At 35.4% G+C, this 26,941-nt stretch carries 23 protein-coding genes, 1 tRNA gene and 1 pseudogene; 12 read left to right on the top strand and 13 right to left on the bottom strand.

Annotated features, from left to right (window positions below):
- Positions 1–49 precede the first annotated feature (49 nt).
- Together tsf and rpsB are read right to left on the bottom strand one after the other, a co-directional pair.
- Positions 50–1,090 carry a translation elongation factor Ts gene (gene tsf, locus HMPREF2818_RS04560; RefSeq protein ID WP_000808080.1) on the bottom strand — a complete coding sequence of 347 codons (1,041 nt, stop codon included), beginning with the start codon at positions 1,088–1,090 and terminating at the stop codon, positions 50–52.
- Positions 1,091–1,183: 93 nt separating this feature from the next.
- Positions 1,184–1,954: a 30S ribosomal protein S2 gene (gene rpsB, locus HMPREF2818_RS04555; protein ID WP_000268454.1), complete on the bottom strand. Its 771-nt coding sequence runs from the start codon at positions 1,952–1,954 to the stop codon at positions 1,184–1,186.
- A gap of 276 nt (positions 1,955–2,230) precedes the next feature.
- On the opposite strand from rpsB, the gene ahpC reads away from it, so the two are divergent.
- The 3 genes from ahpC (at position 2,231) to HMPREF2818_RS04540 (ending at position 4,546) form a co-directional block, all read left to right on the top strand.
- A complete protein-coding gene (gene ahpC / locus HMPREF2818_RS04550) occupies positions 2,231–2,791 on the top strand; it encodes an alkyl hydroperoxide reductase subunit C (RefSeq protein ID WP_000060536.1) in 561 nt (186 codons plus the stop codon).
- 17 nt (positions 2,792–2,808) lie between these two features.
- Positions 2,809–4,341 (top strand): alkyl hydroperoxide reductase subunit F, encoded by a 1,533-nt coding sequence (gene ahpF / locus HMPREF2818_RS04545; RefSeq protein WP_000242129.1) that lies wholly within the window; start codon positions 2,809–2,811, stop codon positions 4,339–4,341.
- A 134-nt stretch (positions 4,342–4,475) separates the two neighbouring features.
- Positions 4,476–4,546: transfer RNA gene (locus tag HMPREF2818_RS04540), tRNA-Cys, on the top strand.
- Positions 4,547–4,617: 71 nt separating this feature from the next.
- Here the strand turns inward: HMPREF2818_RS04540 and HMPREF2818_RS04535 are convergent.
- Both HMPREF2818_RS04535 and HMPREF2818_RS04530 read right to left on the bottom strand, forming a co-directional pair.
- Positions 4,618–6,687 carry a cation:proton antiporter gene (locus tag HMPREF2818_RS04535; protein WP_000393084.1) on the bottom strand — a complete coding sequence of 690 codons (2,070 nt, stop codon included), beginning with the start codon at positions 6,685–6,687 and terminating at the stop codon, positions 4,618–4,620.
- Position 6,688: 1 nt separating this feature from the next.
- Positions 6,689–6,925: pseudogene (locus HMPREF2818_RS04530) on the bottom strand (hypothetical protein).
- Positions 6,926–7,091: 166 nt separating this feature from the next.
- Here HMPREF2818_RS04530 and HMPREF2818_RS04525 point away from each other — a divergent pair.
- Positions 7,092–8,045 carry a S66 family peptidase gene (locus HMPREF2818_RS04525; protein WP_000737084.1) on the top strand — a complete coding sequence of 318 codons (954 nt, stop codon included), beginning with the start codon at positions 7,092–7,094 and terminating at the stop codon, positions 8,043–8,045.
- A gap of 49 nt (positions 8,046–8,094) precedes the next feature.
- Here HMPREF2818_RS04525 and HMPREF2818_RS04520 read toward each other — a convergent pair whose 3' ends face one another.
- Positions 8,095–9,990, bottom strand: coding sequence for a M13 family metallopeptidase (locus HMPREF2818_RS04520; protein ID WP_000599038.1), 1,896 nt, complete (start codon positions 9,988–9,990; stop codon positions 8,095–8,097).
- Positions 9,991–10,137: 147 nt separating this feature from the next.
- Here HMPREF2818_RS04520 and HMPREF2818_RS04515 point away from each other — a divergent pair, with 147 nt between their 5' ends.
- The gene (locus HMPREF2818_RS04515) at positions 10,138–11,121 is read left to right on the top strand and encodes a Gfo/Idh/MocA family protein (RefSeq protein WP_000570859.1); all 984 of its coding nucleotides are present in this window, start codon (positions 10,138–10,140) and stop codon (positions 11,119–11,121) included.
- A 45-nt stretch (positions 11,122–11,166) separates the two neighbouring features.
- Here HMPREF2818_RS04515 and HMPREF2818_RS04510 read toward each other — a convergent pair whose 3' ends face one another.
- Positions 11,167–12,330: an MFS transporter gene (locus HMPREF2818_RS04510; RefSeq protein ID WP_000689135.1), complete on the bottom strand. Its 1,164-nt coding sequence runs from the start codon at positions 12,328–12,330 to the stop codon at positions 11,167–11,169.
- Positions 12,331–12,441: 111 nt separating this feature from the next.
- On the opposite strand from HMPREF2818_RS04510, the gene HMPREF2818_RS04505 reads away from it, so the two are divergent.
- The gene (locus tag HMPREF2818_RS04505; protein ID WP_070508687.1) at positions 12,442–13,086 is read left to right on the top strand and encodes a cyclic nucleotide-binding domain-containing protein; all 645 of its coding nucleotides are present in this window, start codon (positions 12,442–12,444) and stop codon (positions 13,084–13,086) included.
- 65 nt (positions 13,087–13,151) lie between these two features.
- Positions 13,152–13,766, top strand: a complete 615-nt coding sequence (gene def, locus HMPREF2818_RS04500; RefSeq protein WP_001272875.1) for a peptide deformylase — start codon at positions 13,152–13,154, stop codon at positions 13,764–13,766.
- Between the two features lie 70 nt (positions 13,767–13,836).
- On the opposite strand, the gene HMPREF2818_RS04495 is transcribed toward def, so the two are convergent.
- From HMPREF2818_RS04495 to HMPREF2818_RS04465, 7 genes are all read right to left on the bottom strand, one after another.
- The gene (locus tag HMPREF2818_RS04495) at positions 13,837–14,838 is read right to left on the bottom strand and encodes a LacI family DNA-binding transcriptional regulator (protein ID WP_000038821.1); all 1,002 of its coding nucleotides are present in this window, start codon (positions 14,836–14,838) and stop codon (positions 13,837–13,839) included.
- A 79-nt stretch (positions 14,839–14,917) separates the two neighbouring features.
- Complete coding sequence (locus HMPREF2818_RS04490) at positions 14,918–16,822, bottom strand: heparinase II/III domain-containing protein (protein ID WP_000654953.1); 1,905 nt, start codon at positions 16,820–16,822, stop codon at positions 14,918–14,920.
- Positions 16,823–16,901: 79 nt separating this feature from the next.
- Positions 16,902–17,717 (bottom strand): PTS system mannose/fructose/sorbose family transporter subunit IID, encoded by an 816-nt coding sequence (locus tag HMPREF2818_RS04485; RefSeq protein WP_000147945.1) that lies wholly within the window; start codon positions 17,715–17,717, stop codon positions 16,902–16,904.
- Positions 17,704–18,570, bottom strand: a complete 867-nt coding sequence (locus tag HMPREF2818_RS04480) for a PTS mannose/fructose/sorbose/N-acetylgalactosamine transporter subunit IIC (RefSeq protein ID WP_000355267.1) — start codon at positions 18,568–18,570, stop codon at positions 17,704–17,706. The genes HMPREF2818_RS04485 and HMPREF2818_RS04480 overlap by 14 nt, the downstream gene beginning before the upstream one ends.
- 35 nt (positions 18,571–18,605) lie before the next feature.
- Positions 18,606–19,100, bottom strand: a complete 495-nt coding sequence (locus HMPREF2818_RS04475; protein ID WP_000718802.1) for a PTS sugar transporter subunit IIB — start codon at positions 19,098–19,100, stop codon at positions 18,606–18,608.
- Positions 19,101–19,154: 54 nt separating this feature from the next.
- Positions 19,155–20,351 carry a glycoside hydrolase family 88 protein gene (locus tag HMPREF2818_RS04470; RefSeq protein WP_000975716.1) on the bottom strand — a complete coding sequence of 399 codons (1,197 nt, stop codon included), beginning with the start codon at positions 20,349–20,351 and terminating at the stop codon, positions 19,155–19,157.
- Positions 20,352–20,353: 2 nt separating this feature from the next.
- The gene (locus HMPREF2818_RS04465) at positions 20,354–20,788 is read right to left on the bottom strand and encodes a PTS sugar transporter subunit IIA (protein ID WP_000590444.1); all 435 of its coding nucleotides are present in this window, start codon (positions 20,786–20,788) and stop codon (positions 20,354–20,356) included.
- 277 nt (positions 20,789–21,065) lie between these two features.
- On the opposite strand from HMPREF2818_RS04465, the gene dhuD reads away from it, so the two are divergent.
- From dhuD to HMPREF2818_RS04440, 5 genes are all read left to right on the top strand, one after another.
- Positions 21,066–21,878: a monomeric 2-dehydro-3-deoxy-D-gluconate 5-dehydrogenase DhuD gene (gene dhuD, locus HMPREF2818_RS04460; RefSeq protein ID WP_000139169.1), complete on the top strand. Its 813-nt coding sequence runs from the start codon at positions 21,066–21,068 to the stop codon at positions 21,876–21,878.
- 16 nt (positions 21,879–21,894) lie between these two features.
- Positions 21,895–22,533 carry a 5-dehydro-4-deoxy-D-glucuronate isomerase DhuI gene (dhuI, locus tag HMPREF2818_RS04455; RefSeq protein ID WP_000684791.1) on the top strand — a complete coding sequence of 213 codons (639 nt, stop codon included), beginning with the start codon at positions 21,895–21,897 and terminating at the stop codon, positions 22,531–22,533.
- Between the two features lie 25 nt (positions 22,534–22,558).
- Positions 22,559–23,566 carry a sugar kinase gene (locus tag HMPREF2818_RS04450; RefSeq protein ID WP_000034943.1) on the top strand — a complete coding sequence of 336 codons (1,008 nt, stop codon included), beginning with the start codon at positions 22,559–22,561 and terminating at the stop codon, positions 23,564–23,566.
- A gap of 11 nt (positions 23,567–23,577) precedes the next feature.
- Positions 23,578–24,216, top strand: a complete 639-nt coding sequence (locus HMPREF2818_RS04445; RefSeq protein WP_000597408.1) for a bifunctional 4-hydroxy-2-oxoglutarate aldolase/2-dehydro-3-deoxy-phosphogluconate aldolase — start codon at positions 23,578–23,580, stop codon at positions 24,214–24,216.
- A 1,063-nt stretch (positions 24,217–25,279) separates the two neighbouring features.
- Positions 25,280–26,776 (top strand): hypothetical protein, encoded by a 1,497-nt coding sequence (locus HMPREF2818_RS04440; RefSeq protein ID WP_001034735.1) that lies wholly within the window; start codon positions 25,280–25,282, stop codon positions 26,774–26,776.
- Positions 26,777–26,941: the final 165 nt, after the last annotated feature.

Here is a 26,941-nt window from a genome sequence, read left to right as displayed (position 1 = left end):
TTGTACCATATTTTGTTTCGCAGGAAGTCTAATATAAAGCGAGTGTTAATTATTTTTCAAGTGCTGCTGCCATTGTAGCTGCAACTTCTGCTTCAAAGTCGTTAGAAGCTTTCTCAATACCTTCTCCAACTTCAAAACGTACGAAAGCAACTGCTTTAGCATTTACTGACTCAAGATAAGCTTCAACTGTTTTGCTATCATCCATGATGTAAACTTGAGCAAGGAGTGTGTACTCTTGGTCAACTTTAGTGTTGTCAAGCATGAAACGATCCATTTTACCTGGAACGATTTTATCCCAGATTTTTTCTGGTTTACCTTCTGCAGCTAATTCTGCTTTGATGTCTTCTTCTGCTTGGGCAATAACTTCATCAGTCAATTGAGCTTTTGATCCATATTTAAGGAATGGAAGAGCTGGTTTGTTAACCATAGCACGACTCTCGTTGTCTTGCTCAATTTTGTGGTTCAACTGTGCTAATTCATCATGAACAAATTGTGCATCAAGTTCAGTATATGAAAGAACAGTTGGCTTCATAGCTGCAACGTGCATTGATACTTGTTTAGCAAGTGCATCGTCGCCACCTTCAACAACAGTAATTACTCCGATACGTCCACCATTATGTTGGTATGCACCAAAATGTTGCTCATCAGTCTTTTCAACTAAAGCGAAGCGACGGAATGAAATTTTTTCACCAATTGTAGCAGTTGCAGTTACAAATGCTTGTTCTAAAGTTTCACCTGAAGGCATTGTTAAAGCAAGTGCTTCTTCATTGTTTGAAGGACGTCCTTCTGCAATAACTTTAGCAGTTTCATTAACTAATGTTACAAATTGGTCGTTTTTAGCAACAAAGTCAGTCTCAGCGTTAACTTCAATAACTGCTGCAACGTTACCATCAACATAAACACCTGTTAAACCTTCAGCAGCAACACGGTCTGCTTTTTTAGCTGCTTTAGCCATACCTTTTTCGCGAAGTAATTCAATCGCTTTATCAAGGTCACCATCAGTTTCTACTAATGCTTTTTTAGCGTCCATAACGCCTGCACCTGATTTTTCACGCAATTCTTTTACAAGTTTAGCTGTGATTTCTGCCATTTTCGTTCTCCTCTTAATTTCAAATAATGATTAAAAAAACGAGACAGAGCGGTTTGCATCTGCCCCGTTTTAGGATTTACAATAAATTAAATATTAGTCGTTGTTTGATCCTTCAACTACTTCAACGATTTCTTCAATTGAATCTGCTTGTGCTTCTTGAGCGAAGTCAACGTCAGCATCTTCACCTTGACGACCTTCAATAACTGCATCAGCTAATTTAGAAGTAATTAATTTAACGGCGCGAATAGCGTCATCGTTTGCTGGGATGATAACATCGATATCATCTGGATCAGCGTTAGTGTCAACCATAGCTACAACTGGAATACCAAGTTTTTTAGCTTCTTTAACAGCGATTTGCTCTTTATGTGGGTCAACAACATACATTACATCTGGGATGCGTGGCATATCTTCGATACCACCCAAGAATTTTTCAAGACGTGCACGTTGTTTGTTTAACAATGCAACTTCTTTCTTAGGAAGAAGTTCAAAAGTTCCTTCTTCTTCCATACGTTTGATTTCTTTCAAACGAGCAATACGTTTTTGGATAGTTCCCCAGTTAGTAAGAGTTCCACCTAACCAACGGTGGTTAATGAAGTATTGACCAGCACGTTTAGCTTCTTCAGCAACAGCTTCAGCTGCTTGTTTCTTAGTACCAACAAACAAGATAACTGCATCGTTTGCTGCAGCATCACGAACAAATTCGTAAGCTTGGTCAGCTAATTTTACAGTTTGTTGAAGGTCGATAACGTGGATACCATTACGTTCTGTGAAGATGTACTTAGCCATCTTAGGGTTCCAGCGACGAGTTTGGTGACCAAAGTGAACACCAGCCTCAAGAAGTTGTTTCATTGAAATTACTGCCATGAGTAAGTTCTCCTTTAAAAATGTTTTTTCCTCTCTCAGACTTCGACTTGCAGCCTAACCTTTCGGCAACAAGACCACAATTGATCTAAGATGAGTATTTGTCACTTTAAGCAACTATAATAGTTTATCAAAAAAAGTTAGATTTGACAAGCTATAAAATCTTCTACTCTATTAGAAAAATCATACTTTTCTTAGAAAAATGTAAACGTTTTTATTGGAGATTTAAAAGTATTTCGTTTATAATTAGGCTATTAAAAAATAAAGGAGGACATTATTATGTCATTAGTCGGAAAAGAAATTATTGAATTTTCAGCTCAAGCTTATCACGATGAAAAATTCATCACTGTTACAAATGAAGACGTTAAAGGAAAATGGGCAGTTTTTTGTTTCTACCCAGCAGACTTTTCATTTGTTTGCCCAACTGAACTTGGTGACCTTCAAGAGCAATACGAAACACTTAAATCTCTTGATGTAGAAGTTTATTCTGTCTCTACTGATACTCATTTTGTTCATAAAGCATGGCATGATGACTCAGATGTCGTTGGTACTATCACATATCCTATGATTGGTGACCCTTCACACCTTATTTCACAAGGTTTTGATGTCCTTGGACAAGATGGTCTAGCACAACGTGGTACATTTATCATTGATCCAGACGGTGTCATCCAAATGATGGAAATTAATGCTGATGGCATCGGACGTGATGCAAGTACTCTCATTGATAAAGTCCGTGCTGCTCAATACATCCGCCAACATACAGGTGAAGTTTGTCCAGCTAAATGGAAAGAAGGAGCTGAAACTTTAACTCCTAGTTTAGACCTTGTAGGTAAAATTTAATAACCAGGAGGTAATCCATGGTCTTAGATAAAGAAATCAAGGCTCAATTAGCGCAATATTTAGATTTGCTAGAATCTGATATTGTATTACAAGCTGATTTAGGAGATAACGATAATTCTCAAAAAGTAAAGGATTTTCTAGATGAAATTGTCGCTATGTCTGATCGCATCAGCCTTGAATCAACACATTTAAAACGTCAACCTAGTTTTGGAATTGCAAAAAAAGGGCATGAAAGTCGCGTTATTTTTTCAGGCTTGCCAATGGGGCATGAATTCACATCTTTCATTTTAGCTTTGTTGCAAGTCTCTGGTCGCGCACCAAAAGTTGATGAAGATATTATCAAACGAATTAAGGGGATTGAGAAAACTATCAATCTAGAAACTTATGTTTCATTAACTTGCCATAATTGTCCAGATGTCGTTCAAGCCTTTAATATAATGGCTGTTTTGAATCCGAATATCACTCATACTATGATTGAAGGAGGCATGTATCAAGACGAAGTCAAATCAAAAGGTATCATGTCTGTTCCTACTGTTTATAAGGACCAAGAAGAATTTACTTCTGGCCGTGCTACAATTGAACAGCTTTTAGAACAACTAGATGGACCTCTTGATGCTGAAGCATTTGCTGACAAAGGTGTCTATGATGTTCTAGTTATTGGTGGTGGTCCTGCAGGTAACAGTGCTGCAATTTATGCCGCCCGTAAAGGGTTAAAAACAGGTATTTTAGCAGAAACTTTTGGTGGACAAGTTATCGAAACAGTTGGTATTGAGAACATGATTGGTACACTGTACACAGAAGGCCCTAAATTAATGGCTCAAATTGAAGAGCATACCAAATCTTACGATATTGATATTATCAAGAGTCAATTAGCAACTGGCATTGAGAAAAAAGAATTAGTTGAGGTAACACTGGCTAACGGAGCTATTTTACAAGCTAAAACTGCTATCCTAGCTCTGGGTGCTAAGTGGCGAAATATCAACGTTCCTGGCGAGGAAGAATTCCGCAATAAAGGTGTTACTTACTGTCCACATTGTGATGGCCCTCTTTTCGAAGGAAAAGATGTTGCTGTTATAGGTGGTGGTAATTCAGGTATGGAAGCTGCTTTAGATCTAGCCGGTGTCACTAAACATGTTACAGTCCTAGAATTCTTACCTGAGCTCAAAGCAGACCAAGTACTGCAAGAACGAGCAGCTAAAACTGACAATTTAACTATTCTTAAGAATGTTGCTACTAAAGATATCGTTGGTGAAGATCATGTCACTGGTTTAAACTATACCGATCGTGATACAAACGAAGAAAAACACATTGATTTAGAAGGTGTTTTTGTACAAATTGGTCTTGTACCAAGTACATCTTGGCTCAAGGATAGCGGCATTGAACTCAATGAACGTCAAGAAATTGTCGTTGATAAATTTGGCTCAACAAATATCCCTGGTATTTTTGCTGCAGGTGACTGTACAGATGCTGCCTACAAGCAAATCATTATTTCCATGGGGTCTGGTGCCACAGCTGCCATTGGCGCATTTGATTATTTAATCAGACAATAATCTAAAAGAGATTGATACAATGGGTATCAATCTCTTTTTTTGGGTAATATGAGGAAGTTTAAGGGCTAAAATTGGCTATTTTACGAAAGAGGCTTGACGAATCTTTTTTTTTTCGATAGAATATTATCTGTTATGGCGGTATAGCCAAGTGGTAAGGCACGGCTCTGCAAAAGCTTGATCGTCGGTTCAAATCCGTCTACCGCCTTAAATATAAAAGATTTTATCCAAAGATAACAAAAAATCAACGATTGTTCGTTGATTTTTTTGTTATCAGAATTATTTTTTTAAATCCAATAATTGATAAGGTATAGAAGATTGACTATCTCTTAATGAATAGCTTTCTAATTCATTGACATTATCCCTTAAAATTTGAGACTCTTTAGAACTAATTAAACCGTCCCTTTCAAATTCAGAGATTGTTCTGCGTTCCAAGTAATATCCTCTTAGGGTTTCATTTAAAATATCTGGCGTTATGCGTGCAATGACACGTTCTACAAATAAACCTGATTTAATTAATTCTGCGTCTCGAATGCGTTCATTTTGTAAGAAATCTATCAAAGTTGCATTATAATAACCTTCCATATCTTCTAGCGTTTCTAAAATGAGGTCATTATTTGATAAGTACAAATCTGTTAAGTGCTGACGATTGACTTCTGCTAACAACCGTTTCCTGTTTTTGAAATGTTTTTTCCGATTTCGTATTCCTTGTCCAAATGTTAAAAACTCATGAACAATACCACGAATAACACGCATAAGAATCGTTAAACTATAAGTGATATTTGACACAAAGCTACGATTAACTTGGCGTTCTAAGTATTTTAAATAACGTTGGTAAATACGATATTCTTTGATAGAAATATTGCCATAACGATAAGCAGCTTCAAGTCCATCGCTTTCTATACTAAGCATCATCAGTTGCAATTCAGCTAAGTCCTTCTTAATGTCACTAGATTCTTGTTCTAAAATGAGATGACGAATACGGCTATTATAATTATCTATAACTGCATAAAATGAAGCTTGATTTTCAGAACTCTTACCATCTTCTTCTAAGACAGATAATACTTTTGTTAAAATCGATAGACGTATTAAATAATCATCTTTCACCTGTAAGGGAGGCGCTAACTTTGGTAATACTAAAAGTCCCGTTAAAAAACTCATTAGCGTTACTGCACCAACAGTGAAAAGAATCAAACTATACCCCAACTCTCCTATGACTGAGTGCTTGGGTAATAAGAGTATTGTTGCTATGGAAACACTTCCTTTAACTCCTGAAAAAGTCAACAGTTGAATCTCTCTCCAATACTTTTTAAATGATTTATGGTATTTGAAAGATCTCCAAGCATAAAAGCAAGAAACTGCTAGAAAGCGAACTAGAAAAAGTGTGCAAGTAACTAAAACAACAATACTAATAAGATCAAAATTACTATAAGCGTTACTTGTTAAAAGAGGACCAATGATACGTGTCAGTTCTCTTCCAAATATTAAGAAAACTAAACCATTTAAAATAAAATTTAAGGTTTCCCAAATAACAGAGGTAACGCGATCTACTTGAGCATCAAAGAGAGTCACTTTTTTCAAACGATTTGCTTGCATTACTCCTGCCACTACCACCGCAATAATAGCTGAAAATCCCAACAAATCAGCAACGAAATAAGCAACAAAAGGTAAGGTTAATTCCAAAAGTAGAGCCCCTGTAACATCAGCAGCATCAAATTTCTCTAGGACAGTGAGACATAACCTCATTAGAAAAGCAAAAAGCAAGCCAATTAAAAAACCACCCATTATGGCCAATGCTAACTTGAGACTAGCTTTTGCTAAGGAGAAATAACCTGTTACAAGGGCTGTTAAAGCAAACTGGAAGGAAACTAGACCACTAGCGTCATTTAAAAGACCTTCCAATTTGAGGATATTTTCTGCCCGTTTAGGAAATTGAAACCTCTTAGCAATCGATATAAAGGCAACGGCATCTGTTGGGCCTAAGGCTGCTCCAAGCGCAAAGCATGCCGCAAGTGGTAAACTAACTGGCAAAAGGTGCCCTGCTACATAACCAACGACAATAGCTGTTAAAAATACCGTTGGTAAGATTAAGTAAAGAATAATAGCCCGATACTTTATAAAACTACCAATATCACTTTCTTGACCTTCCCTAAAGTTCAAAGGAGCAATAACAAAGGCAAGGAATAACTCAGGATCGATATGGACTTGTGACTTATGAAAAACTAAGCCAGAGAGAATCCCAAAGACCAACTGGATAAATGGTAATGGTAATTTAGGAAATATCCTATTGATAACATTAGATAAAATCAAAAACAGGAGAAAGCTGACTATTAGAATAGTTTCTTCCATATTATTCCTCCTTCATAACATCTATCAATTCTTTCTTCAATTTCTCAATTTTATCATCGATTTTTTTAGTATCTTCTCTCTCCAATCGACAGCGACATCTTTCTTTTTCAAGTATTATTAATTTCTTCTTTTTCTTCTTTACTTTACTTCAGTGAACATTTGAAAATTCTTGATTTTTAGAAGAAAGGTATTTATCTTTTAGTCGATTCAATTGTTCTTCCAAAGATAATTGAGACATCATGACCTCCTATTTAATGACCAAATTATTAATAATAAGTATTTTTTCTTTCATCGGCTATCTCTAGTATAACACGCATTTCTTAAATTGATAGATTTTAAGAATATCGTTGCTCATTATCTCCATATGTGGTAGACTAACAACAATTTAAATAGGAGGTTAACCAATGAAAAAATTAACAAAAGGCAGCCACATTCGTGTTCTTAGTCCCTCTTCTTCCATTGAGCGTCTGGGTGGTTTTGAGGCTAACCTATTAGCCAAAGAAGTACTAGAAAAGCTGGGATTTCAAGTGTCATTCTCTAAGCACTATCTAGAAAATGATATCCTCTATTCTGCTTCGATTGCTAGCCGTGTAGAAGATTTACATGAAGCATTTGCCGACCCTTCTGTTGATGCCATATTAGCAACCATTGGCGGATTCAATTCCAACGAGCTTTTACCATATTTAGATTATGATTTAATCTCTAAGAATCCCAAAATAATTTGTGGTTACTCAGATTCAACGGCCTTCCTTAATGCTATTTTTGCCAAAGCAAAAATCCAAACTTACATGGGCCCTGCTTATTCTTCTTTCAAAATGAAGGAAGGTCAACCTTACCAAACACAAGCTTGGCTTACTGCCATGACAGAAAACCACTATGAACTTTGGCCTAGTGAAGAATGGTCTAGTGATCCCTGGTATGATCCCAGCAAACCACGCCAATTTTTCCCAACAGAATGGAAAATTTATAATCACGGAAAAGCTTCCGGTACGATTATCGGAGGTAATCTCTCTACGTTTGGCCTACTTCGAGGTACTCCTTATGCACCGAAAATTGAACGCTATGTCCTCTTGATTGAAGAGGCTGAGGAAAGTAATTTTTATGAATTTGACCGCAACCTTGCTGCAATTTTACAAGCTTATCCTCATCCACAAGCTATTCTTATGGGGCGCTTTCCTAAAGAATGCGGCATGACTCCACAAGTCTTTGAATATATCCTTTCAAAACATGCTATTTTCAAGGAAATTCCTGTTATTTATGATATGGATTTTGCGCACACCCAACCTCTTTTGACAGTGACTATTGGAGCTGAGCTAAGCGTTGACACTACTACATTATCTCTATCTATAAAAGAATAAAAAAATACTCCTGCTACTCATCTGAGTAACGGGAGTTTATCATTTAGAGTTACCAAATAATAACACGTTTTTCAACTGGACGCCACATGTTATCACCATCTTTAACATCAAACTCTTTATGGAATTCTTCAAAATTCGTTACTGTAATATTAGTTCGCCATTGTGCTGGGGCGTGAACATCTACACTAGCTAACATTTGCATATACTCATCACGTGCCTTCATACGCCAAATTGTCGCAAAGTTAATAAAGAAATCCCTCGCTGAAAAATCTGACTCACGCTGCGCAGCTTCTAAAGCACAAGCAACTCCACCTAAATCTGCAACATTTTCTGATACTGTTAGTTTACCATTGACTTTTGCGCCATAAGATTCCAGTCCATCAAACTGCTCAACTACTTTATCTGTAAGTTTTTTGAAAGCTTCAAAATCTTCATCAGTCCACCAATTATTCAAACTTCCATGTTCATCAAATGAAGCTCCATTAGTGTCAAAAGCGTGTGATATTTCATGTGCAATCACTGCACCAATTCCCCCATAATTTGCTGATGAACTTTGCTCTAAAGCATAAAATGGTTCTTGTAAAATGGCTGCTGGGAAGACAATTTGGTTTTGTTGTGGATCATAATACGCATTGACCATGTGGGCAGGCATATGCCATTCACTTCTATCAACTGGTTTATTCCATTTACTCCAACCATAGGCTATTGAAATTTTGTCTAAATTAGTAGCATTTTCGACAAGCGATAGTTTAGGATCAATGATTTTTTTAGTATAAGTCTCTGGTAGTTTCTCAGGGTATCCAATATGTGGTGTGATAACATTAAGTTTCATAATAGCTTTTTCTCGCGTTGACTGTGCAAGCCAATCCGCCTTTTCTAAGCGTGACTTATAGACATCAATCATCGTTGCAATCTTATGCTCAACATCAGCTTTAGCTTCTGGAGAGAATTTTTCTCCTGCATACCACAAACCTAGAGCTTGATTGTAAGGTCCTGAAGCAAGGTAGTAAGCTGCTTTTTTCTTATCCATTGCTTGTGGTGTGCCTGATAAAGCTCGACTGTAAACTCCCGATTTGATACGAATATCATCAGTTAAGTAAGCATTATAGGCATTCGCAGCTGATAAAATAAGATCTGCCTTTAATAATTCCCAATTAGATTCTGAGTAATAGTCAGATGCAAATTCTGTCCAGAAACGTTCTTCAGGAACAATAACTTTATCTGGTTTTTGTCCTAATATCTTTTGGAAAATAGCATCTAATGGAAGTTCAGGTGCTAATTTTGTGAAATCTTCCCAGTTATAAGGATGGTAAAGTTTAACATATTCCGAACTCTCTTCGCGAGATAAGACATATTGTGCCAATTTTGCATCCAATGCTAAAACCTTATCCAAGATATCTTTAATTTCCTGTTCTGAAAGGCCAAACAAAGGCAGTAGGTCTTCTTGACTTTTACGCCAAAAAGCAAGGAGTTCCTTTCCTTTTTCATTATCTTCACTATAATAAGTTGTATCTGGTAAAATAATCCCAGGCGCTTCAGCCCAAAGTACATTCAATTGAGCATTCATAAAGTCAGGAGCCACACCAAATGGAAATTCATTTGGTTTACCCTCTAGTTCATATTCTGCAACTTTTGATGCAAACTCAGAGAAAGATTGTAGGCCTTTATATTCTTCAATTAATGGTAATACTGGTGATACTCCTACCTCTTCACGTTTTTGATAATCAGCTGTCATTTTATGAAAAGCAATAAAATGATTTAAAATCGTATCACTTGGTTTATTTTCATCAGCCAGCCACTTATCTGTCGTTGACAGCATTAATGCTTCAATGTCATCAGCAAGATCAGAAAAACCACCTGTCCTTGGTTTGTCATCAGGAATAACAGCTGTCTTAGCCCACTCCCCATTAACCGCTTGGTAAAAATCATCTTGATATTTTATCATTATTTTCTCCTTAATATCTCATATGTAATCTCTTACAGTCTAACAGAAAATTCAGAGTTTGACTATTAAAAATACTCTCATATTGGTGCTTTCTCTAAATATCATTTTGTTATTTTTGCTATACTATAAACCAACAAGGAGGTTGTTATGATTGAAAAATATTATAATTGGGCAACGCTTGGAACCGGCGTTATTGCCAACGAATTAGCCCAAGCACTAGAAGCACGTGGACAAAAATTATATTCTGTAGCTAATAGAACTTACGACAAAGGACTTGAATTTGCTACCAAATATGGTATCCAAAAAGTTTATGATCACATAGATCAAGTATTTGAAGACCCTGAAGTGGATATCATTTATATCTCTACTCCCCACAATACTCACATCTCATTTTTACGAAAGGCTTTAGCAAATGGTAAGCACGTTCTTTGCGAAAAATCTATTACTTTAAACAGCACTGAACTTAAAGAAGCCATAGATTTAGCCGAAACTAACCATGTTGTCTTAGCTGAAGCCATGACTATTTTTCATATGCCAATTTATCGCCAATTAAAAACATTAGTTGATAGTGGAAAATTAGGACCGTTAAAAATGATTCAAATGAATTTCGGAAGTTATAAAGAATATGATATGACTAACCGTTTTTTCAGTCGTGACCTAGCAGGCGGTGCTTTGCTGGACATTGGTGTTTATGCACTTTCTTGTATTCGCTGGTTTATGTCAGAAGCACCTCACAACATTACCTCTCAAGTTACATTTGCACCAACAGGAGTTGATGAACAAGTTGGTATCCTACTAACCAATCCTGCAAATGAGATGGCGACTGTCAGCCTTAGTTTACATGCAAAACAACCTAAACGAGCAACTATCGCTTACGATAAAGGCTACATTGAACTTTTTGAATATCCGCGAGGACAAAAGGCAGTTATTACTTATACTGAGGATGGGCATCAAGATATTCTCGAAGCTGGCAAAACTGAAAATGCCCTCCAATATGAGGTAGCTGATATGGAAGAAGCCGTTTCAGGAAAAACTAACCACATGTACTTAAACTATACCAAAGACGTTATGGATATCATGACACAGCTACGTCAAGAATGGGGATTTACCTACCCAGAAGAAGAAAAATGAAGAGAGCTTGACAATGATTGTCAAGCCCTTTTTAGTTAATATACACTACATTTTCTTAAAAAATAGGCGTTTAAAGAAATAAATCATACCAACTGCTAAACTTAAAATAGCATAAACATAGAAAACTGCATTTATTTGTCCTAGTAAATGATCAAAACAAGACAGAAGAATAGCCGCACTAGCTCCACCAATATTACAAAATACTAAAACTAATGTCGTTGCAGAACCAACCAACGAATATTCAACACGGTCTGCTACTAGGCTAAACACAGCAGTGACCATCAGGCTGTAAAGGAAACCTGATGCCATCGCACTAATTGTTAGTACCATTAGATTAGAAGGCAATCCAACTCCAAGCAATGTTAAAGAAAATAAGACGAGGCAGATTGGAATTAATTGTTTATGAAACATAGCTATCAACTGACCAAAACTCATACCTGCTATTATTCCCATAAGCATCATCGCACTAAGAACAAGACTAGCTTGAGCTGGCGTACCCAAACCAAATTCTACTACTAGCAGAGGTATCCTAAGATTAATCCCAGTATTTATAGTTATGACAAATCCTGCTAAAATAGCTAAGGCGACAATATAAGTTAAATCAGCTTTAGGGATTTTTTGACCTTTAGTTTTAATCTTGTCATTTGTATCTTTCACCACTTTCTTAGGCGCAAAAACAAGATATAGAACTAAGATTGGTAAAGCTAAAAAATAAATCATAAATGATTTGGACCAACCAAAAGTCAACAACAGCCCAACTAAAGCTGTCAAACCAGCATTTCCTAAAACTTCAAAGGACCCCCTTAATCCTAAGAGTTTTCTTCTTTCTTTGCCTTGATAATATTCACTAATCACACTAATGGCCCTAGCATTAATAAAACCAATACCACTCCCCAATAAAAGACGCGATACAAATACTAAAAGGTAGTTCTGACTGACAACCGGCAATCCTCCCCCTAATGCTGTTAGCAATAGCCCAAAGATAATCATATGTTTCTCAGAAAGTTTTTTACTTAACCAAGGTGTGATAAGCAAGATGAAGATAATAGCCATCGAAGGAATTGAAAACAATAATTCAACTTGGGGTGATGGTAAGCCCTTATCTCTATAATAAGATATCATTTGTGGTAGGGCTGGTGATGTCGAAAAAGTTGATAGCAAGATAAGTGATAAAGAGAGTAAACTTAGCTTCTCCATAAAGATTTTCAAGTGACAATACCTCTTTCTGATGTCTTTTTTTAGATAAATAAAGTATAATCAATATTAAACTAGAAATATATGACATATGTCCTAAAACTATCTCAAATAGGGAGTCAATACATGGATATAGAAAACTACTGCCAAGACTACTGTTTGGAGACTATCTTTCCAAAACATTATTTCAAGGATTTACAAGTAATCACCCTAATTGCCGGCCAATCCGTCTGTAAACAGGGAGAACAATTAGAATACTTGCACTACATCGTCAAGGGACGTTTTAAAATTGTACGTCGACTCTTTAACGGCAAAGAACATATTTTAGATATTAAAACAAAACCAACACTGATTGGTGATATTGAACTTTTGACTAATAGACAAATTGTATCATCTGTTATTGCCTTAGAGGATCTTACAGTCATTCAATTATCACTTAAAGGACGGAAAGAGAAACTGTTAACAGACGCAACTTTCCTCCTAAAACTTAGTCAAGAGCTAGCTCAGGCTTTTCATGATCAAAACATCAAAGCGTCTACTAATCTAGGGTATACCGTCAAAGAGTTACTTGCAAGTCATATTTTAGCAATTGAAGAACAAGGTTACTTTCAACTTGAGTTAAGTAGTTTAGCTGATTCGTTTGGCGTCAGTTATCGTCATTTATTAAGAGTTATCCACGATATGGTCAAAGAAGGCCTTATCCAAAAAGAAAAACCAAAATACTTTATCAAAAATCGTTTCGCACTAGAATCATTAAATATTCAGCCATGAAGCGTAGCTTTATCATTTAATTATTTTATGCTAAACTAAATCAGAGAATACAGTTAGGAGAAAATATGTCTGCTATTGATAAATTAGTAAAAGCTAGTCATTTAATTGACATGAATGACATTATCCGTGAAGGCAATCCAACCCTTCGCAAAGTGGCTGAAGAAGTCACATTCCCACTTTCTGAGAAAGAAGAAATTCTCGGAGAAAAAATGATGCAATTTTTAAAACACTCTCAAGATCCAATTATGGCTGAGAAGCTAGGCTTACGTGGTGGTGTTGGTTTAGCCGCACCACAATTAGACATCTCAAAACGCATCATTGCCGTCCTTGTTCCAAACGTTGAGGATGCTCAAGGAAATCCACCTAAAGAAGCTTATAGCCTCCAAGAAGTAATGTACAACCCTAAAGTTGTATCGCATTCTGTTCAAGATGCTGCTTTATCTGACGGGGAGGGATGCCTATCAGTAGATCGTGAAGTACCTGGCTATGTCGTCCGCCACGCGCGTGTAACTATTGAATATTTCGACAAAACTGGTGAAAAACATCGACTCAAATTAAAAGGTTACAACTCTATTGTTGTTCAACATGAAATTGACCACATTGATGGTATTATGTTTTACGACCGTATCAATGAGAAAAATCCTTTCGCTGTCAAAGAAGGCTTACTTATTTTAGAATAAGGACAAATAACCTAGAGATAATTTTCTCTAGGTTTTATTTTTTAATAGCAAATAAAATAAGAAATCTTTTTTAAAAAGTCGACTCTTTCCAAAACATCTGGCAATCTACAATCTGTTGGTTATCGACGGAGTCATCTCCTTCAATACGATTAATCAAAATCTGTGCTACTTGTTCACCTTCTTCATAAGCCGGCTGGACAATTGTTGACACTTTAGGAGATGAAAAGTCTGTCCATTCAATATTGTCAAACCCAACTAAACCAACTCGTGGCATATCAAAATTGAGATTCTTCATGGCAGTAAAAACCATTGGTAAAGCCCAACAATTTGGTGCAAATACTAATGTCTCCTCCTTATCTGGAACTACCGCTTTTAGAAAGTCTTCTATATCACTTTTTGAATGATCATCATCTTCAATCACCAAAGTGTCATAACCGAAACCATTGTCCTTTAAAGCATCCATGAATCCCGAAGCTCTCTCAATACGTGTACTAAGCAAGCTCGTATCACCAGTAATCATAATAAACTTTTTATACCCTCGATTTAGACACTCCTGTGTCATATCATAAACAGCATCATAGTTATTAGCCTTAACCCAACTCGTCTTATGTTCATAAAGTTGACTATCAAAAAATACCATTGGTTTCTTTTTTTCTTTTAAAATACGAGAATACTTTCGAAAATTTGATGTAGGCTGAATAATGAAACCATCAACACCTAAATTTAACATATTTTCAATATAATCTTCTTCACTTTTGGCATCGTAATTACTATTACCCACAATAATTTGATAGCCTTTTTGTTTGGTGATGTGCTCAATTCCTTTTACAATTTGATTTGAAAATGTGTTTGTTATATCTCCAATTAAGACACCTAGTAGTTTTGTTTTTTTAGAATTTAGACTTCTTGCTATCGTACTTGGTCTATAACCTGTTTCATCAATCACCTCTTGAATACGTTGCCTCGTCTCATCCGACATTTTTTCAAATTTTTGATTCAAGAAAAAAGAAACCGTTGTTTTGGAAGTTTTTGATAATTGAGCGATGTCATTAATGGTCATTTTTTTAGACATAACAAACCTCCTTTCTAATTTTACTAATTTTATTTTTTTATGGTTAATATAGTACTAGTATAGCATAATAATAGCCCTCTTAATTTTTTAAACGACTCATTTTGCCATTATTTTTATCATATACAATGACTTTTCCTTTGCATTTTATCCCTTGCATCAAATAGAGTTTATCCCCAAAGATAATATCATCCATAAGCACTCCAATTAAATAATGAAAGTCTTGAGACCTAATATCAAATGCAATGCTATTACTTAGTTCCTTATGACTGTTCGTTTGCACTAAAGGAACACATTTCACCTGACAGTTCCGATCAACTATCAAGGTATAATCCATCACCTCATCAACAAATTTTATTTTCTTAACTAATTTATGACTTTCTGTCAATTGATTATACCGCTTAGAAATAAGGCAATCTTCTAGATTAAAGGTCGTAGGACTTACTAATTTCAAGTCATTAACAAACCCATTTTCATAAATGACCTGATCATCTAAAATATATTGATTTGTTAAGACATGCTCTCCTGGACAACTCACCTTATCAATAACTAAGGTAATGGCCTGCGGTAAAGTTAACAACCATCGCTTATGGTAATAGATATCAGAAGCTCTTTGGACATGTAGTTGTCCTTCGACTAAATGGTACCTATCCTTTGAAGTCAACTGACAATAGTCACATTTTGGATAAGAATTGTATGTCCAAGAGTCCTTGATCATTTCTAAGGGTTGCCCATCAAGGGTACATGTTGAATGACTAGTCGAACGTTTAAAATCATACCTTAGTTGTTCTTCTTTGTAAGTATATCTTCCTGCATCAATGAAAATAGGTTTCTTTTTATCATAGAGACAAACACTATTATTATCACTATGAGTATGAGCGCTACCAAATGGACCGTTCTTAAAAAATATATAACGCCTATCATCACGTAAACACACATGACCAGAATCTGGAAAAAGATAAGCAGACTCTCCTATTGTCGCACGCGGTATTTCTTCAAAAAGATAAATTGATGGCTTCCCAAACAAAAGTAAAGTTTCTAAATTAACATTATCAAAAGAAAATGATTTTGTTTTAGAAGATTTCAACACAAGTGTTGCCAAAGTTAGAATATCACGAGTATCGGTCACATCACTGTCCCCTATAGCTAGTTGACAATAATCCGGACCAGTCATAGCAATTAGATAGGTAACCATTTTTTCAATAGTTTCTTCTAATGGTAGATAATATTTAGGCGCAAGGATAACTAGTTCCATTAAGGACTTCAAGACTTCTACATGATACATAATTGATTGTTCATACTGGCTCCCGTCATCTAAAATTTGAAGCTTGATTTGAAGTAATAATTCTTCTTCAGCAAAACTCTGAATTTCAGGTAGATTTAATTCATCTTCATAATAGTATAAACACGCCAATATTGCTGTTGTTTGTAAAATTCCCCAGTTACTTAGACTATCTTTTTCACGATAATAGTCCCTCATATAAGTTATCTGCTCCCGTAAACTAGTTAATAGTTTAATTTTTTTAGTTTCTGTTATTAATCCAAAATAATCTAAAAAAATCAAAACTTTGAGCCATGACATGCAACGTATCCCAGTGTCAATAGTACGACTTACCGCCCCTTCTGGCTTTAGTGTAAATTGACAATCAATCCAATGGTACATAAAATATTTCATTTGTCTAAGGTAAGACTTATCGCCTTCAACAATGTAGACCACCAGGAATTTAAAAAGATAAGTTTGACGATTTAGCATATACAACCATTCTGGATCATCTGTTACTGGCTTATCCCACTCCAAAGGATCAAGACAATATGCTTTAGAACAAGGTTCCATATCCCAATTATCATTAAATACAAAAGTGTTCCTCATCATCAAATTAACAGAGGCTTTCATTTCTTGATAGGCATTAGATTGGTATGTTTTAATATACTTTTGACAAAATTCCCTATCAAAATCCTTGAATTTATTATATAAGCGATCTTTCATTTTTTTACAAAACGTCCTCGTCCGATATAAAAAGGACTATGTCATTGATATGTCATAATCCTTATTTATCAAAATTTTATTAAGCTAAAATACCTAACCAGCTACCAAGGATACCAATAATAACTGTAAGGATAACTAACTTATAAGTTGTCCATTTTTTATTTTTAATAAGGTAAAACATAAGGAAAGTGTAGAGTGCTGGAAGTAGAGCTGGTGCAATTTTATCAAGCATACCTTGGACAGTAACAATCTTTTGCGTTGTACTAGTTACTTTTTCTGGAGCAAAAGTGTAAGGGATTGTAAGCTTAACTTGTGTTGCAGCTAAACTTGAGATGACCGTTACACCAACGATATTAGCTGCCCGTGAGATAACTGACATTTGTTCACTCAATTTATCAATAAAACTGGTCCCAAGACGATAACCATACATGCCAGTAACTAATTTAATTCCCGTTAAAATAGTATTCATAGCCACAAAGAACAGAATCGGTCCCATCACCAAACCATCTGTCGCTAAAGAGGCTGCAATCGTTGAGAACAAGGGTGCTAAGCAAAATTGTGATAAAGAATCACCGATACCTGCAAGAGGCCCCATAAGCGCCATCTTAATACCGCGAATTTCTTCTTCTGGCCGCTCATTATCAAGCATTGCTAAATGTAAGCTAGTTACAAAAGGTAAGAAATGAGGGTTTGTATTGTAAAACTCCACATTTTCTTCTAGAGCTCCCGCTAAAGCTTTTTTGTCATCTCCATAATATTTTTTGAGAGCTGGATATATGACATTAGCATAACCAAGACCTTGATAGTTACTGTAATTAAAGCCATTTTGTAAATAAAAGGCACGTAAAGCTGTTTTAGTGTAATCACTTTTTGCTAATTTTTTAGATCCAGTCATCTTGGTTGTCTCCTTCTGTCTTAGTTTCTTTAGTAGGTGCAGCTGGTTTTCTGAAAATATCAAGCAAAGCAAATATTGTTGCAATTATAGCTACCCCGATAGTTGGAACCCCAAGCACACTGTTAGTAGCCACTGATGTTAAAACTCCGTCTCCATTTGCTGTTGGAGTTAGAACTGGCAAACCAAAATAAACAGCTAGAACATATCCAAGTAGGATATAAGGAATGAGTTCTTTTTTAGCCATTACAGAGAGAATCATCGCAAAACCAATTGCAGGAAGCATTTTCCCAGCTAAGGTTAGACCATTAAGCAAAACAGGGGGAATGAGAGCAAATAAATCTGTCAAAGTTTGCGTTGAAAGAGCACCCAGTACTCCTAAACCAAATCCCAATCCAGCGAATGCCCAAATTGTACCATTTGCTGCAATTTTAAATCCTCGGAAATTACCTGCTTGCAAAGCTTTTTTAGCTGTTTCAGGCGCCCCTGCAAAAGCAGTATAAGTTGCTGTTTGAAGAAATTGAATACCAACTGCAATTGGGGTTGATAATGCAAGAGCAGCTTCCGGTGTGATTTTTCCTTTAGTTCCAGCTGTTGTAATAGCCATCAAAGTTCCAAAAATCCCAGGACCGATTGGGTTTGGAGGAACTGTCCCTCCCGCTCCCACACCAAATCCCATGTAAGCCAGTTCAGATATTGCTCCAACTGCCAAAGCTGTTTGAATATCTCCTAAAATAACACCAACGCCTAGAGAGAGAACGATACAACGATTTGTATAGAGGCCAAGCAACATGCCACTAAAACAGAAAGCCGTCCACAGTCCAATTAAGACAGCCTGAAGAATACTAATATCCATATTTTTCTCCTTTATATGATAGTAAGTTTGTCCAACTAAATATAATCTAAAATATTAACTTCCACAGCACCATCGTTACCTGTTGGAGTTGTTTTAGTATTAAATGCAATGTGATATTCTTGGTTTAATTTTCTAATTATCTCTTTATCCTTCATCCCTAAGAAGATAGAGCGACTTACCTGCTCTTTACCTTCTCCATTATGAATATTTCCAATATTAATCTCTTTAATTGGGACGCCCCCTGCTACAAGTCTATAGACATCTTTCAAATCTTTAACAATTATAAAAATCGTCTGTGCTGGGTTGGCCTTGTGAATAATATCAATAACTTTTTGAATATCAAAAAATCGCAATGCTATTGATTCTGGCACCACCGTCTTCATTAACGTTTGTTGAAGATGATCTTTGGAGACATCATCATTTGCCACAATAACAGTATTACAACTTAAAAATTTCACCCAAAGTTGTCCTTGTCCATGAATAAGACGCTCATCAACACGTGTCATTACAATATTTGGTCCTGCTGCCATTTCTGACCTCCTCGTTTTCTATTATTTATTGTTTATTTTGTTAGTAAAATACTCTTACCAATAAAGTTCCCAGTCTTTATAGAATCTTATTAAGGCTTCTAAGTAATAATAATCTCCCCAAATATTACCTTCATCTACTCCTTTACCTGAATGCCACGAATACACACCGTGCAATAGAAGAGGACGTCCTGCTATAAGTTCATTATTACTATACTGTTCAATCAGACTACGAAGCATTGTATGCATAGCATATTTGTATGTCTCTTTATCAGGATCTACTTCTGGTAAATATTTAAGCATCTCATGAATTCCACACACAGCCGTTGCTGTTGCGGATGTATCTCTAGGCTGGCCCGAGCCATCCGTAAAAATAAGGTCCCAATAGGATACCTTGTCTTCAGGTAAACGATTTAGAAAATAGTTTGTCATACCTTTAAAAAGGATAATCTGCTGATAATCTTTCATTTTCCGGTAACTAAGCGGAATACCGTAGATGCCCCATGCTTGCCCTCTTGCCCAAGATGACTCATCACTATAACCCTGTCGTGTGACACCTTTTAACGGTTCTCCAGTTTCTGGGTCGAAATAAAAAGTATGAAAAGCAGAAGAATCATCACGCACCACATTGTTAGCTGAAGCGTAGAAGTGATTCACCGCAACTTGTCTATACTTTTCATCACCTGTCTGTTCATAAGCAAAAAATAAGAGTTGGATATTAAGTAAGCAATCGATAATTAAGCGATAGTGTTCCTTATACCCGAGTTCTCCCCAAGCCTGAATAAATCCACCTTTTTCTTGATAGCGCTCCATCAATTTATCTGCAGCTTTTATAGTGGCTTCTAAAGCTTTAACATCACCATTGATACGATATTCTGCTGTACAAGATGGTGTGTAAAGAAATCCTAAGTCGTGGTGATCTAATGCTATACGATTATTAATACGATTTAGAAATGACAATACATTTTTGTGGGCTATGTTTTTTAACTTTTTATCCTGATTATACTCATAAGCTAACCACAAGCACCCTGTCCAAAAACCATTTGTCCATTCTGTGTTATCCATAACTTTATAAATATTATTGAATGTTGCAGGCGTTGGATACTCTTCACCAAAGTAATCAATATTAATATAAAGTTGCTTCAAGGCTTTTTCAATCGCTTCCTCAACTTCAATCTTAGTTAATAATCTACTGTTTAAAAAACGCTTTGGATTTTCAATTGACTCAACCTTGACCGGTTTTATTTTCATCATTATTAAATGCCTCCCTCAAAAGTTGCTTCTGCAGTTTGTGTAGCAAGGCAAGTAGAAAAATCAACAATTCCTTCATGAGATGATGTTATAACTTTATCAACAAGATCATCTACATGTTCAAACATCGTTCTAGATAAAACAGCTTCCATTAACATTGAAAGGTTCAAGCCCGATAAAACTTTTATCTTTTTATCTGTATATTCTACTGATAAGGCGGAAGAAACATTGAAAGGAGTCCCACCTAGCAAATCAGTCAATACTAAAATTTCTTTGAAATCGATAACCTCTCTTTGCAAAGCAACTCTAACATCATTAGAAGACATGCCTGCAATAAAGTTAATACCAACAACATATTCCTGATGCCCAGCAATAAGTTCTAAAGAGCTTAAAATACCATCTGGAAAGTTGCCGTGTGCTACAATAATAATTTTTATCATATTTTCTCCTCTTGAGTTTACCGGTTTACTTTTATAATCAGATTATAGCGCTTTCATTTTTAGGTGTCAACATCTTTTTTATATTTTTTGAGCAGTTTACTTGATTTTTTATAATGATGTCTTTTTTATCTTTAAGAATTATAACCTAGATAAATCTTTGTTATATATGTTGCCAAGTTTTATAGAAGAAGAACTCTATAGTTGACAAAACCGGTTTACTTTGTTACTATTCATGTAAACAGGTTTACTTCCTGAATTTTTTTACGGAGGTCATATTATGACTGAACAATTCTTAAAAGACAACTTTTCACTAGAAGGTAAAGTCGCCTTAATAACAGGCGCTTCTTACGGCATTGGTTTTTCAATAGCAACTGCTTTTGCTAGAGCTGGAGCAACTATTGTCTTCAATGATATTAAGCAAGAACTCGTTGACAAAGGCATCTCCGCCTATAAAAAACTTGGCATTAAGGCCCATGGCTATGTTTGTGATGTTACAGATGAAGATGGAATCAACGAAATGGTGGACAAAATTTCTCAAGATGTTGGGGTAATTGATATTCTAGTTAACAACGCAGGTATTATAAAACGCACCCCTATGCTAGAGATGAGCGCTGCAGATTTTCGACAAGTTATTGATATTGATTTGAATGCTCCCTTTATCGTATCAAAAGCGGTATTACCTGGAATGATCCAAAAAGGACATGGTAAAATCATCAATATTTGCTCCATGATGAGTGAGCTTGGACGCGAAACAGTTGCTGCCTATGCTGCTGCCAAAGGGGGACTTAAAATGTTAACCAAGAACATCGCTTCTGAATACGGTTCTGCTAACATCCAATGTAACGGTATCGGGCCCGGCTATATTGCCACACCACAAACAGCTCCCCTTCGTGAACGTCAAGATGATGGTTCACGTCATCCATTCGACCAATTTATCATCGCTAAAACACCTGCCGCTCGCTGGGGTGAGGCAGAAGATTTAGGTGCACCAGCTATCTTCCTTGCTAGTGATGCATCAAACTTTATCAATGGTCACATACTCTATGTAGATGGCGGTATTTTAGCTTACATCGGTAAACAACCTCAATAATAAAGGAGTAATATAAATGAAAATTGCATTAATCAACGAAAATAGCCAAGCAAGTAAAAATACTATTATCTACAAAGAATTGAAAGCGGTTTCTGATGAAAAAGGATTTGAAGTTTTCAACTACGGAATGTATGGCAAAGAAGAAGAAAGCCAGCTAACTTATGTACAAAATGGTTTACTGACTGCTATTTTACTTAATAGCGGTGCTGCAGATTTTGTTATTACAGGCTGTGGGACAGGAATTGGAGCGATGCTTGCTTGTAATAGTTTTCCTGGCGTAGTCTGTGGATTCGCTGCTGATCCTGTCGACGCTTACTTATTCTCTCAAGTAAACGGAGGAAATGCTCTTTCCCTTCCTTTTGCTAAAGGATTTGGTTGGGGAGCTGAATTGAATCTGAGGTATTTATTTGAACGTCTTTTCGAAGATGAAAAAGGAGGGGGATACCCTAAAGAGAGGGCTGTACCTGAGCAACGCAATGCACGTATCCTTAGCGAAATAAAACAGATTACTTACAGAGATTTACTCTCTGTTTTAAAAGAAATTGATCAAGATTTCTTAAAGGAAACTATTTCTGGGGAGCATTTCCAAGAATATTTCTTCGCTAATTGCCAAAATCAAAATATAGCAGACTACTTGAAATCTGTCTTAGACTAAAGCGTCTGTTTTAGAAAGGACTTTTATGTCTAAGATTCTTTTTTTCGGTGAACCTCTCATTCGCATCACTCCAAAAGAAAATGACTATTTTGCAGATAGTATCTCAACTAAACTATTCTATGGTGGCTCTGAAGTTAATACCGCAAGAGCTCTACAAGGCTTTGGGCAAGATACTAAACTCCTCTCAGCCTTACCCAATAATCCCATAGGTAATAGTTTTCTTCAATTTTTAAAAGCACAGGGTATTGATACTCATTCTATTCAGTGGGTTGGAGAACGTGTTGGGTTATATTTTTTAGAAGATTCCTTTGCTTGCAGAAAAGGTGAGGTGGTCTACGACCGCGATCATAGTAGTTTACATGACTTTAGGATAAATCAAATTGATTTCGATCAATTATTTGAAGGAGTTTCTCTCTTTCATTTTAGTGGTATTACACTATCATTGGATGAGTCTATCCAAGAGATAACACTGCTTCTTTTAAAAGAAGCTAAAAAAAGAGAGATAACAATCTCCTTAGATCTCAATTTTCGCAGTAAACTAATTTCTCCTAAAAATGCCAAAATCCTTTTTTCTCAGTTCGCTACCTTTGCGGATATTTGTTTTGGTATTGAACCTCTTATGGTTGACTCACAGGACACTACCTTCTTCAATCGCGATGAAGCTACAATAGAGGACGTCAAAGAACGAATGATTTCGCTTATAAATCACTTTGACTTTCAAGTCATTTTCCATACTAAACGTCTACAGGATGAATGGGGACGAAACCACTACCAAGCTTACATAGCAAATCGTAAACAAGAGTTTGTCACTTCAAAAGAAATCACCACAGCTGTAAACCAGAGAATTGGAAGCGGAGATGCTTTTGTGGCGGGAGCGCTATATCAACTACTTCAGCACTCAGACAGCAAGACAGTCATTGATTTCGCTGTCGCTAGTGCATCTTTAAAATGTGCTTTGGAAGGGGACAATATGTTTGAGACCGTTACCGCAGTTAACAAAGTACTAAATCAATCGAAAGACATTATTCGTTAGAAGGGAGAATTATGATAAAATCAAAGATTTTGTTGCAATTAATGCAAGGAAAAATAGTTGCTGTCATTCGTGGAAATAGCCAAGAAGAAGCTTTTCAAGCTGCTCAAGCATGCATAAAAGGTGGTATTTCTGCTATCGAAATCGCCTATACTAATAGCAAAGCTAGCCAAGTCATTGAACAACTAGTCACACAATATACTAACCAAGAACAAGTTGTCGTTGGGGCAGGAACTGTTCTAGACTCAGAAACTGCCCGAATGGCTATTTTAGCAGGAGCAAAGTTTATTGTATCTCCCGCATTTAATCTACAGACTGCTAAACTATGTAATCGTTATGCTATTCCTTATTTACCAGGTTGCATGACCTTATCAGAGGTAACAACAGCACTTGAAGCCGGTTGCGAAATAATTAAAATATTCCCAGGAGGTACTCTAGGAACATCTTTCATCTCATCACTAAAGGCACCTTTACCTCAAGTACAAATTATGGTGACTGGTGGGGTAAATCTCACAAATGCCAAAGACTGGTTTCTATCTGGAGTAACAGCCATTGGTATTGGTGGAGAGTTCAATAAACTAGCAGCTTTGGGGGAATTTGATAAAATCACAGAAATGGCTAAACAATACAAAATACAGCTAAATCTGAATTAACACAATAAAAAGACAAGGCACCCCCACACCTCAATCATGAGACAGAAGAAAAGAACTTTTATAAAGCCATTTTTCTGTAGTACCGTTTATCTTAATCAGACTCATTATCTCGATTTTCTTATCAGACCGAGATAATTTTTAGCTAATCTTCCTGTAGACATAACCGTTCTACTTCCGACAACTGATCCATGTCTTCACCAAAGATATACTACTTGCCCGCAGATTGATATAAGTAGTGAAGCTCATCATTCTCATATCATTTCAGCAAATAATAGATTTGATATCATTTTTATATCCAAAAACTTAGCAATGACCTATCAGGCTTACCCGCTTTTCCTATCTCAACACAGACTAACTTAGCTCCTATCAAATACATTTTTTAAACATAATTAAAAACATTTCTGATTATAGTTTATTAGATTTCAACAGAAGTATTTTTTCTGCGTCTCAGCTTTTGAGTGTACCGTTATTTTGAAGTTTTGATAGTTGAGTGATATCATTAATAGTCGTTTTTTAGACACGCTAAACCTCCTTTCTAATTTGACTGATTTTATTTTTTATAACGACTCGTTTTACTGTTACATCTCTTTATAATCACCTATTTAAATAGACGCATTTAAAATCAAAATTAACCCAAGATTTTTATTGAAAAACATTTTTTAATATGTTATTATTTATTTATTAATAAATTAGGAGATTTTTAAAAAATGAAGAAAAAAGATTAAAATTAACTTGTGTCTTATCATTTGCTGTAGCTTCAACATTATTCAACCTATCTGATTTAAATATATCATATGCTAATCAAAATAATATTCAAGAAACTAATCTAGTTGAAAAAAACAGTGAAGATAAGTTTATTCAAGAGTTAAATAGGTATAAAACAGAGATACCAAATTTCAAAGGTTTTAATGTTTGGATTTTAGGTGATAAAGGCTATTACAAAAACCTTATCAATTTAGAAGAAATTAAAAATATCCAAGCTACATTAAAAAAAGAAAGAAATGAAGAATATGTCTTTGTCAAATTAAATGGGAAAATCGCACATGATACAACCGTATTCTTGATGAATAAAAAACATAAATTACTTAAAAATATAGAGGAATTTAAGACGATAACCCAAAAAAGGCTAACTGAGAGAGGAAAGTTCCCATATGATACCGTTCATTCTACGTTTGAAATTAAGGATGAAAACTTTATCATGGAAAGATTGAAATCATCAGGGTTATCTATGGGTAAACCAGTTGATTATATGGGCGTAAATGGTATCCCTATTTACACTAAAACATTATCTATAGATAATAAGTTTGCCTTTGAAAATAATTCAAAAGATTCTTCATATTCTTCAAACATTAATATTAGTGAAGATAAAATAAAAGAAAATGACCAAAAAATTCTAGATTTAATAGTTAAATCTGGAGCTAATAATCAAAACTTAACAGATGAAGAAAAAGTAATTGCTTTCACTAAATATATAGGTGAAATAACTAATTATGACAATGAAGCTTACAGAGCTAGAAATGTCGACACAGAATATTACAGAGCTTCAGATTTATTTTCTGTAACAGAAAGAAAACTTGCTATGTGCGTTGGCTATAGTGTAACAGCCGCTAGGGCATTTAATATTATGGGGATACCTAGTTATGTCGTTTCTGGTAAAAGTCCTCAAGGAATATCTCATGCAGCTGTGAGAGCGTATTATAATAGAAGTTGGCATATCATAGATATCACAGCCAGTACATATTGGAAAAATGGTAATTACAAAACAACGTATTCCGATTTTATTAAAGAATACTGTATAGATGGTTATGACGTTTATGATCCCGCAAAAACAAATAATAGATTTAAAGTTAAGTATATGGAATCAAATGAAGCGTTTGAAAATTGGATACATAATAATGGAAGCAAATCTATGTTATTTATTAATGAATCTGCAGCTCTAAAAGATAAAAAACCAAAAGATGATTTTGTACCAGTAACAGAAAAAGAAAAAAACGAGCTGATAGATAAGTATAAAAAATTATTGTCACAGATTCCTGAAAACACACAAAATCCAGGAGAAAAAAACATAAGAGATTATTTGAAAAATGAATATGAAGAAATATTAAAGAAAGATAATTTATTTGAGCATGAACATGCAGAATTTAAAGAAAGTCTAAATTTAAATGAATCATTCTACCTACAATTAAAGAAAGAAGAAATGAAACCGAGTGATAATCTCAAAAAAGAAGAAAAACCAAGAGAAAATTCAGTAAAAGAGAGGGAGACTCCAGCTGAAAACAATGATTTTGTTTCAGTAACAGAAAAAAACAACTTGATTGATAAATATAAAGAATTATTATCAAAAATCCCAGAGAATACACAAAATCCTGGGGAAAAGAATATACGAAATTATCTAGAGAAAGAATATGAAGAACTACTACAAAAAGATAAATTATTCAAGCATGAGTACACAGAGTTTACAAAAAGTCTAAATTTGAATGAAACATTCTATTCACAATTAAAAGAAGGAGAAATGAAACTAAGTGAAAATCCCGAAAAAGGAGAAACGAACACGAATTAACCTTTCAAATATCTACATCAAATAACAGAAGTCTCTGTATCAAGCGAATTGTAGCTTTTTTGAATATACTAAAAACACTCCTACCTCTATTTTACTAGAAGTAGGAGTGTTTTTTCATTTTAGTTCATAGATGCAGTGTCATTGCTATCCTTGCCTTTTTTTGTA

The organism is Streptococcus sp. HMSC076H09, from assembly GCF_001811765.1.
Lineage (GTDB): Bacteria > Bacillota > Bacilli > Lactobacillales > Streptococcaceae > Streptococcus > Streptococcus agalactiae.
This window is presented reverse-complemented; position numbering and strand designations above follow the sequence as displayed.